Raw genomic sequence first — 12774 nt, 5'->3', positions numbered from 1 at the left:
AAAGAAGAGCGCTTTTTCTGCGTGCGATGTTACGCTGACGAAGCGCTTCTTGTCCTATGGGAGGATAGGCTTAGGTGAGACCCCGGAAGAGCGTAGCTCTGAGGAGGCTCAGCAGCCGCCCATGGAAAGCGAAGTGTATTCGGGCCGCGGACATGATAAGTAAGCCATATAAAATATTAGTTAACAAAAGTATGTTTTTATTAAAATTATTCAAATTTATACCAAACTAGTTTATTATTATATCTAAACAGATATATAAAAGGAAGGTACCATATGTCGGAAGAAAACATATCCCGTTTAGATATAAATGGTAAAGAAATCATTTTAATCGGTACAGCACACGTCTCCAAAAACAGCGCTGAACAAGTAAAAGAAGTAATCAATAGAGAACAACCTGATTCCGTATGTATAGAACTTGATGAACAAAGGTATAAATCTATCACAGAAGGTAAAAAATGGAAAGAAACAGATATCTTCCAAGTTATAAAAGATCGTAAAGCAACACTATTACTAATGAATCTTGCTATATCCTCATTCCAAAAACGGATGGCAAATCAGTTTGGTATTAATCCGGGGCAAGAAATGATTCAAGGAATTGAATCAGCAAAGGAGATCGATGCTAAGCTAGTTTTGGCAGACCGTGATATTCAAACCACATTTTCTCGTATTTGGCGCGGAATTGGCCTAAAAGGAAAAGCCATGTTACTAGCACAAGTCATTGCTAGTATTTTTACAAAGGAAACCATTTCCGAAGAAGAGCTCGAGAAGATGAAGTCTCAAGATATGATTGATTCCATGCTACAGGAGTTTACGGATAATTTTCCAAAACTAAAAAAGCCTCTTATCGATGAGCGCGATCAGTATCTTGCGCAAAAGATTAAAGAAGCGCCAGGTGATAAGGTAGTTGCGGTATTAGGAGCAGCTCACGTACCTGGAATTAAGGAGCAAATTAAACAGGATCATAATCTAGAGCACTTAGCGAAGCTCCCACCAAAATCAAAAATTCCCAAGATTATCGGTTGGTCTATACCAATCTTTATTATTGCGTTAATCGTTTATACATTCATGACGAATGCAGAAGCGGGTATGGCACAAATATTGAGCTGGGTTCTATGGAATGGCTCACTGTCTGCTCTAGGTACACTAATAGCATTTGGACACCCATTAGCTGTACTCACAGCATTTATTGCAGCACCAATAACATCCCTTGAACCATTTCTTGCGGCTGGTTGGTTTGCTGGTTTTGTTCAAGCGTATTTTAGAAGGCCAAATGTGAATGATTTTGAAAGATTATCAGATGATGTTCATAGTTTAAAAGGCTTTTGGAATAACAAAGTAACACGGGTTCTACTCGTTGTAATTTTTGCTAATATCGGAAGCTCTATTGGAACCTTTATTGGTGGAGCAGATGTTATCCGATTATTTATCGAAAACCTGTAAAATAAGAATTTCTAATCAATAGGCAATACAAATTAACTATAATAAGGATGAACTTATATTGGAACCACCCCTGTACTATAAGCTACTTAAGCCAAACAAGATAGAGTCCGGGAAAGTATACTCGGCAATATTCCTTATGCATGGAATGGGTAGTAATGAAGAAGACTTAGTGCCACTAGTTCAGGATTTAGCGGATTCCGCGTATATTTTTAGTATGCGAGGGCCAATCGAACAGCCACCAGGTTATGCATTTTTCACCATTGAAGGATTTGGTAAACCACATCGTACTGAATTTGACCAGGCAATAGAAAGCGTTGTTATGTTCATAGAAGAGATGTGTGAAAAGCACCCAATCGATTCTTCTAAAATCTTTTTAATGGGATTTAGCCAAGGTGCCATACTATCGATGAGCATCGGTCTCAAATTAGGACATAAAATAAAAGGTATAGCGGCATTAAGTGGTTATATACCGGATTTTATGAAACACGAGTATAGTGGTCAAAACCTAAAAGGCTTAAAACTATTCTGTTCACACGGGGAGATAGATCCAGTTCTACCATTTGATTGGGCAGAGGAAGCAAAAAATCTATATGAACAACTAGGAGCACAAGTTGAATTTTCTAGCTATCCTGTTGGACATCAAGTGTCACAACAAAACTTTCATGATTTTAGAAGTTGGTTGGAAGTAGCAATGGAATAAAGCGAAATACATTTTTCTTTATTCCATGTTCTAAATATTTTAAAGTTAAAGTAACCATTTAATATAAAGGATTGTAGATTTTTAAGGGGGAACTATCTAGTGATCATTGCGATCATCATATTGTTGTTTGTTTCATTTTTCTTTTCAGGTAGTGAGACTGCTCTTACAGCAGCGAATAAGATGAAGTTACAAACAAAAGCAAGTAATAATGATAAAAAGTCAGAAAAATTATTGGATTTAGTTTCAAAACCAAGCGAGTTTATTACAGCAATTTTAATTGGGAATAACATTGCAAACATTCTCTTGCCTACCCTTGTGACAATGGTAGCGCTAGAGTACGGAGTAAATGTTGCTATAGCTTCTGCTGTATTGACGATAACGATTATTGTTTTTTCAGAGGTATTACCTAAATCTGTCGCAGCAGCTTTTCCGGATAAAATCGCCTATATCGTCTATCCAGTGATTCGATTTTTTACCATTTTATTTAAGCCATTAACCATGCTATTAAATGGCATGACTGGTTTGATTATTAAAGTGTTATCAAAGAATGATGAAGACAACGTATCTATATCTAAGGAAGATTTGAGAACGATGGTAGATATTGCGGGTACAGAGGGTACCTTTAAACGTGAGGAGTCTTTCCGTATTAAAGGTGTTCTAGACTTCCAAGATTTAAATGTAAAGGATGTTTTGAAAACACCACGAATTGATATAGTGGCTGTACCACATGATGCTACGTATGAAGAAGTTCGAGATATAGTTATTCAAAATCAATATACGAGATATCCAGTTTATGACGGAGATATTGATAATATAATTGGAGTATTCCATTCCAAATACCTATTAACTTGGTCCATTGAACCGGAGAAGAAACTAGAAGAATATTGTGACCTAGACCCAATGGTGTTCTTTGAATTTCATTCGATTGAAATGGTATTCCGACAAATGACCAGAGACCGTAAACACCTTGCCATTGTACTGGATGAATATGGTGGAACAGAAGGAATTCTTACACATGAGGATATCATTGAGGCTATGATTGGTCTGGAAATTGAAGATGAGATGGATTTAGAGAGTGAAAAGCTAGTTGAAAAATTAACTGATACAGAAATTATCTGTGATGGAAAAATCACACTCCATCGCTTGAACTCCATATTTAATACCGATATACCAGAGGAAGAAGACGTCCTTTCGGGATACCTTTTAACAGAATTTAATCAATTCCCACAGCAAGGGGATATACTGGAAAAGGATAATCTTCATTTTAGAGTATTGGAAGTAGACGGAAGAACATTAAAACAAATTCAAATCGTAAAAGAAGATCTAGTCGAAGTGGAGGAAGGATAATATGAATTGTCCAGTGTGTGACGGCGTTAGGATGAGGGAAGTTCAAAAGGAAAATGTCTTAATTGATATTTGCCCGAACTGTAAAGGTGTTTGGTTGGACCGTGGTGAATTAGAAAAAATAACTGCTGGTTTAAAAGAAGAACAAAAGTATTATGAAGAAACCTTTGATTCCTACGAACGCGAATTTCGAGAGCGACCAGATTATAAAAAGGATTACCATAAGGGATATGATCCAAAGTATGGCCCGTATGGATATAAGAAAAAGAAGAAAAAAACGGTACTTGACTTACTTGATTTATTTTAATCCATACAAAGCTTTCTGTGAAAACAGAGGGCTTTTTTTTGTTGTGCTACTAGCATATTTCTTTCGTTTAGGGAAATACTAAATGAAAAATGATAAAGGAGGAATAGACTGTGGAAGATACGTCTACCTTTGTAGCCAAGTTTAACGAGCGAAAAAGAAAAGATGAACATAATAGAAAGAGACAAGGTGGAGGGAATAAAGCCAATCTGCCAAGTAAACGTCATTAGGATTGCACGTGGGGTTGCTATGTGTCATTTGGACACTGGGAAGTAGTTGAAAAGAAGAATGAGAGTGGTTCTTGGATCATTTAGCTTCAGAATCATGATTGAAGTGAAGAATGAGAGTGATTCATGCATCATTTAGCTTTATAATCATGATTGAAAATAAGAATGAGAATGGTTCATGCATCAATTAGCATCAGAATCATGTTTGAAAAGAAGAATGCAAGTAGTTCATGCATCATTTAGCTTTAGAATCATGGTTGAAAAGAAGAATGCGAGTGGTTCTTGCATCAATTAGCATCAGAAATATGACTGAAAAGAAGAATGCGAGTAGTTCATGCATCAATTAGCATCAGAATTATGTTTGAAAAGAAGAATGCGAGTGGTTCATGCATCATTTAGCATCAGAATCATGAGTGAAAAGAAGAATGAGAGTAGTGCATGCATCATTTAGCTTTAGAATCATGGTTGAAAAGAAGAATGAGAGTGGTTCATGCATCATTTAGCTTCAGAATTATGATTGAAGTGAAGAATGAGAGTAGTTCATGCATCAATTAGCATCAGAATTATGTTTGAAAAGAAGAATGCGAGTGGTTCTTGCATCATTTAGCATCAGAATCATGAGTGAAAAGAAGAATGAGAGTAGTGCATGCATCATTTAGCTTTAGAATCATGCTTGAAAAGAAGAATGCGAGTGGTTCTTGCATCAATTAGCATCAGAATTATGACTGAAAAGAAGAATGCGAGTAGTTCATGCATCAATTAGCATCAGAATTATGACTGAAAAGAAGAATGCGAGTGGTTCTTGCATCATTTAGCATCAGAATCATGAGTGAAAAGAAGAATGAGAGTAGTGCATGCATCATATAGCTTTAGAATCATGAGTGAAAAGAAGAATGAGAGTGGTTCATGCATCATTTGTCTTCAGAATTATGATTGAAAAGAAGAATGACAGAAGTTCGCACATCATTTTAGACCAAAATCATAGTAGTGATGATGTATGACAGGAATTCGCACATCATTTTACTCCAAATTCACGGTTAAAATGATGAATGCCTCCCAAACCAACATAAATAACGATATCCATAACAAAAAGCACCAGCCACAATATGTGGCTGGTGCTTTTAAACATGATTAACGTACTGTTTTAAGAGCACGGCTCCAAGAGATAACTTGGTCTAACATTCCGTTAGCATTGTCAGCATGGTAATCAGCTGGTTTGAATACACTCATGTTTTCAAAGTCAGCCATTAGTGAGAATGTAACAGCAGTACGAACGTCAGCAACTTGAAGTTCACCAAGGATTAGACGTAGGTTTTCGTGAGCACGAGTACCACCAAGACTTCCATATCCTACAAAACCAGCAGCTTTGTTGTTTAATTCAGGGTTTAGGTAGTCTAGAGCATTTTTCAATGCGCCACCTACTGTGTGGTTGTATTCTGGAGTGATGAATACATAGCCATCGAATGAAGCCATTTTTTCAGACCAAGCTTTAGCAGCAGCTTGAGCTTCTTCCGTTTGAGATTGCTTAGAACCTAAGAAAGCAAGGTCATAATTAGCAAGATCTACTAACTCATATTCAACACCTTCATCATTACGGTTGTTGGCGAAGTTTACTGTCCAGTCTGCAACAGCAGCACCGTTACGTCCTTCACGTACACTACCTTGAACAATTGCAATTCTTAATGTTTCAGCCATAGTCGTTACCTCTTCCTGTTTTGATTTTCCAAATAATTTATCAAATAATCCCATTTTATTTCCCTCTATCCTTTTTATCGAACTGTTTTTAGAGCGCGGCTCCATGAGATAACTTGGTCTAACATTCCGTTAGCATTATCAGCATGGTAGTCAGCTGGTTTGAATACGCTCATGTTTTCAAAGTCAGCCATTAGTGAGAATGTAACAGCAGTACGAACGTCAGCAACTTGAAGTTCACCTAAGATTAAACGAAGGTTTTCATGTGCACGAGTACCGCCAAGACTTCCATATCCTACAAAGCCTGCAGCTTTGTTATTCACTTCAGGGTTTAAGTAATCTAGAGCATTTTTCAATGCGCCACCTACTGTGTGGTTGTATTCAGGAGTTACGAAAACATAACCATCAAATGAAGCGATTTTTTCAGACCAAGCTTTAGCAGCAGCTTGAGCTTCTTCCGTTTGAGATGCTTTAGATCCTAAGAAAGCAAGATCGTAATCAGCAAGATCTACTAGTTCATATTCAACACCTTCATCATTACGGTTGTTAGCGAAGTTTAACATCCAATCTGCAACAGCAGCACCGTTACGTCCTTCACGTACACTACCTTGAACAATACCAATTCTTACCATAATCATTTCCTCCTCTGAGATGTGTTTATTAGCTGAAGTAAAGATAAGATAATTCAAAATAATCCGAAATAGTTTATCTTTAATTCAATATATTTGAATTCAACATTAGTAATCTTAACATGGTTATTAACCAATTGCAACTATTTATTATCAACTTACAAAAAGTAATTATAGTTATAAAAAACTATCTTATATTACTGAATGAACAGCAATATAAGATAGTTGTGCAAAAGATTATATCTTAAATTTCAAAATGAGTGCACGAGATTTTTCGGCTGTTGTGGAAAGAATGGTAATGGCTTCATTAACTTGATTCATTAATTCAACTTGTTGTTCTGTTCTGGCAGTAACTTCTTGAGTGTTAGTGGAAGCTGTTTCTGAAATACTAGTTACGTGGTCCATGGAGTTAACAATCTCCTGAGATCCTACCGTCATTTGTTGAGCAGCAGCAGAAACGTCTTGTATTTGCATACTTACGTTCTGAATATAACTAGTTAATTGTTCAAATGAATGTCCTACTTCTTCTACTATACCAATACCGTTACTTACTTCGTTCTTCGCTACATCCATAGACACTTCTGCTTCTCCCACGTCGTTTTGAGTAGCGTTAATTAACTGGGAGATTTGTAAAGCAGAGTTGGAAGATTGCTCGGCTAACTTTTTAACTTCATTCGCTACAACTGCAAATCCTCTGCCGTACTCGCCAGCTCTAGCAGCCTCAATCGATGCATTTAAAGATAATAGATTCGTTTGGTCAGCTATATCCGTAATGATTTCAATAATATGAGTAATTTCCTTGGACCGTTCCCCAAGTCCTTTTATTACAGTAGATAACTCGTTTACCGTGTTCTTGATTTCATTCATCTGTTGAATTGCTAACGTACTTGATTCTTTCCCTCTATTAGCATTGTCATTAGCTTCGACGGCGGTATTCGAGACTTCGTGAGCACTAGTAGCTATCTGTTGGATACCATCTGACATCACATTAATCGTGCTGGATGTCTCTTCGATCGTTCGAACTTGCGTATCAACACCTGCTGATAACTCTTCCATCGTTGCCGCTATCTCTTCAGATGCCGCGTTTGTCTGTTTCACCCTAGTTACAAGTTCCTTAGTAGAAACAGCAACATGGTCAGCACTTGAATTGAATTCTTTAATGACGTGTCTTAGATTTTCTGCCATTTGGTTAAATGTCTCTGCTAACTGACCAATTTCATCTTTGTTTTTAACTTCTAACTTTGGAACGGTTAGGTCTCCATTCGCAATTTGTTTCGCATAATCATTTAGTGATTTAAGTGGCTTTGTCTTTCTTCCAATGATGATAATGGTAATAATACAAGCAATAATTAAAGGAATAAGTCCTAGTAAAACACTATCTTTTACCGAGTTAATGGTCCGTTCGGTAACGATATCGGCATTAAAATCAATAGCGTTAAGCGCGATAATTTCCTTTGTTGGATCATGGTCCTTGAAGATTGGTGCATATCCTGTTAATCGCTTCATTCCACCAGCCTCATAAATTTCAGAGTAAGCGGGTGCCTTGGTATCGATAATGGTCTTAACTAAATCTTGATCGAGATAGAAACTATCCCCAGCAGATATCCCCTGTTTTTCAAAGTTATCGTCTGCAACCAGAATAGTCCCGTCTAAAGCAATAATATATTGATTTTCAAAAATATGCTTATGGTCTACCGTCCAATTGATTGCATGTTGTAGATCCATTTCTTTATTAGAATCGCCGTTAACCAACTCTTCTAATTCATTAGGATCAATTAAGCCAGTAGTAATATTGGCGCACCCTACGGCTTCAATCCCAGCGGCTTCATATGTGTTTTGGTAGGTGACCCAATAATTAGATATTGAAGTAATAATAAGTGAAATTAAAAATACGGCAATAATAATGATTCCCAGCTGTCTAGTAATTCCTTTTCTCATTTTCTGAACTCCTCTTTGATGTTATGGCAAGACATGTTAGATATATTATCGGTTAATTTTCCGAAAAGTTAAGTAAAAAGTCCTATGCAGAAAACCAATATAAAAAGGGCTACCTATTATTGATGAGATACAATAACAGGTAGCCTACTATTAAAATTCGTAATTTGCTAATTCAATTGCAATAGCATCTTCAATATTTCGTATAGCAGTGGAAGAACTTAAAAAGTTATTCACGACAACTGAGAAGATTAATTTTTGCCCATCTTTAGATGTGACATAACCTGATAATGAAGATACTCCAGTTAATGATCCTGTCTTTGCCATAACATTATTAGCTGCCGGTCCATCAGACATTCGGTATCGTAACGTTCCACCAACCAGACGCTCAGCATTTCCAGCCACAGGTAACGAGTTCTCAAAAGCAGGATACCACTCTTCATCCTGTACTTCAAAAAGTAGTTGGGAGAGTTCATTTGCAGGGATCATGTTTTTATGGGACATCCCAGAACCATCACGAAGGAGAATGGTTTCGTTGTTTACCCCAAATTGCGTAATAACTTCTTCCATCACATCTAGCCCTTTTGCCCAGCTACCATCATCATGCCGGACCTTACCCATTTCTTTTGCAAGTGTTTCCCCATGACCATTGTTACTTAGTTTCATAAATGGGATGAGTAATTCTTCTAACCTCATGGATTTCTTAGAAGTAAGTAATGTTGCATCTGTTGGAGTTGTTCCTACTGTTGCTTTGGAATTCCCTATTAGTGTAATTCCTTTTTCTTCTAAAGACTTTTTAAATACATCAACTGCGTATCCAGTTGGTTCCCAGATAGAGACCCAGGATCTAGCATTCGAACCTTCGAGAGGAATGACCCCATCAATTACAATGTTATTGGATCCGTGTTCTCTTTCGATTGAAATGGAGCGACTATGATCGGTACTGTCAGTTGAAGCGTTATTTACGATGTGTACATAATCCGTATGTGGTGTAAGTTTGACAATAGGTTTATCGCCAACTTCTTTACCCGGGTATACCTCTACTATGATAGTTCCTGCATCATAATCTTCATTTGGTGATAGTGTTAGTGCTGAAACTTGGGCACCAGTGTAGAAAGGCTCATCAGACCAGTTGAGGTCTTGAGAAAGTCGTACATCATCATACCAGGTATCATCGCCAATTAAGTTCCCTTTTATTTTGGAGATACCCTTTGCTTTTAAATCCGCTGCGAATTGATCCAAATCCGTTTTTAATAAAGTTGGGTCACCTTTTCCTTTTAAGTACAGATTACCTTGAAGTACTTCTCCTTTAATCGTTCCATCTGTTAATACTTCTGTTGTAAACTGATAGTCTTTCCCTAAAGTTTCTAGTGCTGCAATAGACGTCAGTATCTTCATATTTGAAGCGGGATGTAAGCGATGGTCGCCATAATATGAATATAATAGTTCTCCTGAATCTGCGTTTCGTATGCTTACACCTGTAGTCGTTCCATCGAGGGCACTGTTTGAAAGAATCTGGTTTAGTTTATCCGCTAATGATTCGTCTTGGGTGGTTTCATCTGAGGCGTTTACTGGCTGTGATTTATTATGTAAAACTAGAGGTACAGACAACAATAGTACAAATAAGAAGGCCAAAAGCCCCCTCTTCCATAGCTTGTTCGTAGTCATATTGCCACTCCTATCCATTTTTTACAAGTATATGATAATGAATTGTACTTATCCTAGGTCGATAGTACACTTTGTCAGTATTGCCATTAGAAGAAAAGGACTAAACCCCAATACCTAGTTAAGGTAATTTATTTACAGGCACACATATGTCTACAGTGGATTCACCATCATCTTTCCAAATCTCCATATTAAAACCTAATGGGATACAGCGATTTTTTTGAATCCAATTATTATAAAGATAATCATAGGTCTTATAAATATCAGAGCGGGATCCGTTGTGTTTACAATTAACATACATATTTTCTTCAATTGTGTAAAGATTAGTTTTTTCCGTACCTCCTTCTTCATTTTCTACTTCATACCCAATGAGTAAGCTGTCTTTATCTTGAAAAGGATTAAACTGTTCCATGGTTGGATAAATTTGAATGACTAGAATATCTTCCCTTACTTTATTTGGTATTTGCTCAGAAATAGATCTTAAATGGGAAACCGTTCTGTTGATATGATGTTGTTCTTCGTTTTGGTCATGATTTGGCGTGAGGCGGAATCCGATTAGTTTAAATGAACTTTTCTTTATTATCTTTGGTTCCAAACTAAATACACCTCCATGATTTTATCCACCATATATATTCAAGTTTTTCTAAAAAATGCTTCTTGATCACAGTAAGGCTCGTCCATATTTTTTGGAATGAAGTTCACTCCTCTTACATAGGAATGAATATACGTACTATTTGGAGGGGAGAACCATGGATAAAGTCTTAGCCATAACGGAAGAAGAGATGAAGCGGTATGTTGACTTAAATAAGCGAAAAAAAGAAATAGAAATAGAGATGAATGATTTAAAAAAGAAATTTCATGAAGCATTGGATTCGTCATTCGGGAAACAAAGCAAGGGAGAAATCAGACAAGGGAATTATAAGTTACAACGTCAGATCCGTTCCGCAGTTAGCTATGATGATGCAGGAACGGTGGAACAATTGGAACAGCTCAATTTAAAAGAGTTTATAATCGAAACGAAAATTCCAGACACAGAAAAACTAGAGTCCGCATTAAAGCTAGGTCTTGTAGAAGAAGAGGATTTTAAAGAACATAAAAAAGTAAGAGTAACGCAATCCATAATTGTCAAAGAAACTTTTTCAACTATGGAATAAATAATAGATGAAACTAGTTGGTTTATAATCCAACTAGTTTTTTATTTTGTTCGAATTTACAGAGGATTTACTTTGGCTCACCAATTGCTTAATCTTTCTTCCTTATACTTAAGGTAACGTTACCTTTATGGTGGGGTGAGAGAATGAAATTTCTTCTTAAAATCTGTGTCTGTCTGACGGCGGTTTTAATTTATTTTACTTTTTAGTATGTAACAAAAAATCATTAGAAAGAGCCTTCCTAGACACCTTTTAAAAATGGAAATTTGTTTCAATTCATCCCAGTTTTAACCTTGTATAGGACAATAGTATTTGCCAAAAATAATGGTACCATGAGGAAACAGAAGGAGAGAGAAAAACGTGGATATACAACGTGCAGAAAAGATTGTCCAGTCGGATGTTTTTGTAAATGTTCATTATCATGGTATCCCAGTTTATATTCAAGAAGTTAGCGGGGAGACAGCTAAAGTATTTCCTCTGGATGCGATTCATCATGAACAAGAAGTTGATTTAGAAGGACTAAATGAATCTGGACCAATATCGTTATCATAATGGAGGCTTATCAAACATGCATCGTATGAGAGCTGAAGAAATTTCACAATCACCGGATATGAAGCAAGTCACTTATAACGGGAGACAGGTGTATATTCAACAAGTAAATGAAAATAATACAGCAAGAATTTTCCCGCTGGATGATCCTCAAAATGAATTTGATGTTCAACTTACCAATTTATATGAACAACAATAAAAAAACCTCCATCGCTGGAGGTTTTCTTGTAGATATATTGTTATGCCATCCATTTTGGTGGTGTGTTCTTATCCCAGTAAATCTCGCCTAATGTATAATGAGTTTCGAAATTATCTTCCTTTACATGATAATGGAAGTTAAACCAATATCCTTCTAAAGGACGGTTGTCACGTCTAACATGAAACTTTGCAATATCTTCTTTTGTTAATTCATTATAGATATTAAAAATCCGTTCTCCATATCCATTAGATGGTTGTTCGGTAATGGAAACATAAGAAGTATCTTCATTTTCCAAAATAGTTACTAATGCTTGTTCGATTTTAGGTAAAATAATTTGATTGAATTCCACTTCTACTTTTTCAGAAATCTTAGGGCCAAACTTGGTTAAGCTTTGTTGTTTTGCTTTTTCTGTAAAGGTACTAATGACATCGATGTCTTCATCATCTTCGTTTGATACAACTTCAACGTCGATTTCACTATGATCATGACCTTTTGGAGAAACAACCTCATTATTTTCTTCATCTGCAATTAAGTAGGTTGGTGTGTATAGACCAAAAGTTAATACAGCAATTAAAGCAACGGCTATTTTTCTCATCCACAAGTTCATAGCAATTTCCCCTTTTAAATCTCTTATATAAATTTTATCACGATTTTGAAAGTTGTCTACTATATTCGCGGAATCTGAGTGAATTAGGAATTTAGACTTATTTAATTGTTGCTGCATTTTTTTCTAGATTTAAAGATAGCAGTGCGGTAATTTTATTTGATTTGGTGAAGCATGATGCTACCGCTCCGGCAGAATACTCGACACTAGCGAAGGAAATACACGGAGACTCCTTGAAAAAGAAAATCACTTTTTCTGCGTGCGATGTATCGCTTTCGTAGCGTTCCTTGGGACTGCGATTACTCGCCCCACCGAAAACCATTGTCCTGCGGGAG

The 12774-nt window shown here is 36.5% G+C and carries 15 protein-coding genes; 8 read left to right on the top strand and 7 right to left on the bottom strand.

Annotated features, from left to right (window positions below; all coding sequences use genetic code 11):
- The first annotated feature begins 273 nt into the window (after positions 1-273).
- The 5 genes from BN999_RS12480 (at position 274) to BN999_RS12460 (ending at position 4018) form a co-directional block, all read left to right on the top strand.
- Positions 274-1440, top strand: a complete 1167-nt coding sequence (locus BN999_RS12480) for a TraB/GumN family protein (protein WP_096271841.1) — start codon at positions 274-276, stop codon at positions 1438-1440.
- A gap of 58 nt (positions 1441-1498) precedes the next feature.
- Positions 1499-2140, top strand: coding sequence for an alpha/beta hydrolase (locus tag BN999_RS12475; RefSeq protein ID WP_096271839.1), 642 nt, complete (start codon positions 1499-1501; stop codon positions 2138-2140).
- Positions 2141-2239: 99 nt separating this feature from the next.
- On the top strand, positions 2240-3487 hold the full coding sequence (locus BN999_RS12470; RefSeq protein WP_096271837.1) for a hemolysin family protein: 1248 nt from the start codon (positions 2240-2242) through the stop codon (positions 3485-3487).
- Between the two features lies 1 nt (position 3488).
- Positions 3489-3791 (top strand): TFIIB-type zinc ribbon-containing protein, encoded by a 303-nt coding sequence (locus BN999_RS12465; RefSeq protein WP_096271835.1) that lies wholly within the window; start codon positions 3489-3491, stop codon positions 3789-3791.
- 110 nt (positions 3792-3901) lie between these two features.
- Positions 3902-4018, top strand: coding sequence for a DUF4023 family protein (locus BN999_RS12460; protein WP_096271833.1), 117 nt, complete (start codon positions 3902-3904; stop codon positions 4016-4018).
- 1128 nt (positions 4019-5146) lie between these two features.
- Here BN999_RS12460 and BN999_RS12455 read toward each other — a convergent pair.
- The 5 genes from BN999_RS12455 to BN999_RS12435 all read right to left on the bottom strand — a co-directional run bounded on the left by BN999_RS12455 (position 5147) and on the right by BN999_RS12435 (position 10531).
- Complete coding sequence (locus BN999_RS12455) at positions 5147-5764, bottom strand: NADPH-dependent FMN reductase (protein ID WP_096271831.1); 618 nt, start codon at positions 5762-5764, stop codon at positions 5147-5149.
- 20 nt (positions 5765-5784) lie between these two features.
- Positions 5785-6339 (bottom strand): NADPH-dependent FMN reductase, encoded by a 555-nt coding sequence (locus BN999_RS12450; protein WP_096271829.1) that lies wholly within the window; start codon positions 6337-6339, stop codon positions 5785-5787.
- Between the two features lie 234 nt (positions 6340-6573).
- A complete protein-coding gene (locus BN999_RS12445; RefSeq protein WP_096271828.1) occupies positions 6574-8274 on the bottom strand; it encodes a methyl-accepting chemotaxis protein in 1701 nt (566 codons plus the stop codon).
- A 150-nt stretch (positions 8275-8424) separates the two neighbouring features.
- A complete protein-coding gene (gene dacB, locus BN999_RS12440) occupies positions 8425-9939 on the bottom strand; it encodes a D-alanyl-D-alanine carboxypeptidase/D-alanyl-D-alanine endopeptidase (RefSeq protein WP_096271827.1) in 1515 nt (504 codons plus the stop codon).
- Positions 9940-10057: 118 nt separating this feature from the next.
- The gene (locus tag BN999_RS12435) at positions 10058-10531 is read right to left on the bottom strand and encodes a GyrI-like domain-containing protein (protein WP_096271826.1); all 474 of its coding nucleotides are present in this window, start codon (positions 10529-10531) and stop codon (positions 10058-10060) included.
- A gap of 154 nt (positions 10532-10685) precedes the next feature.
- Here BN999_RS12435 and BN999_RS12430 point away from each other — a divergent pair, with 154 nt between their 5' ends.
- The 3 genes from BN999_RS12430 to BN999_RS12420 all read left to right on the top strand — a co-directional run bounded on the left by BN999_RS12430 (position 10686) and on the right by BN999_RS12420 (position 11835).
- On the top strand, positions 10686-11090 hold the full coding sequence (locus tag BN999_RS12430) for a hypothetical protein (protein ID WP_096271824.1): 405 nt from the start codon (positions 10686-10688) through the stop codon (positions 11088-11090).
- A 357-nt stretch (positions 11091-11447) separates the two neighbouring features.
- Positions 11448-11639: an H-type small acid-soluble spore protein gene (locus tag BN999_RS12425; protein ID WP_096271822.1), complete on the top strand. Its 192-nt coding sequence runs from the start codon at positions 11448-11450 to the stop codon at positions 11637-11639.
- 16 nt (positions 11640-11655) lie between these two features.
- A complete protein-coding gene (locus BN999_RS12420) occupies positions 11656-11835 on the top strand; it encodes an H-type small acid-soluble spore protein (protein WP_096271820.1) in 180 nt (59 codons plus the stop codon).
- A 40-nt stretch (positions 11836-11875) separates the two neighbouring features.
- Here BN999_RS12420 and BN999_RS12415 read toward each other — a convergent pair whose 3' ends face one another.
- Positions 11876-12442 (bottom strand): YpjP family protein, encoded by a 567-nt coding sequence (locus BN999_RS12415; RefSeq protein WP_096271818.1) that lies wholly within the window; start codon positions 12440-12442, stop codon positions 11876-11878.
- A 97-nt stretch (positions 12443-12539) separates the two neighbouring features.
- Positions 12540-12774, bottom strand: a 235-nt coding sequence (locus BN999_RS20875) for a hypothetical protein (protein ID WP_217988480.1), incomplete at its 5' end; no start/stop codon positions are given.

The organism is Paucisalibacillus globulus (genome assembly GCF_900184735.1).
In the GTDB taxonomy this organism is placed as follows: domain Bacteria; phylum Bacillota; class Bacilli; order Bacillales; family Amphibacillaceae; genus Ornithinibacillus; species Ornithinibacillus globulus_B.
The sequence above is the reverse complement of the archived record's forward strand: the minus strand, read 5'-3'. Positions and strand labels throughout refer to the sequence as shown.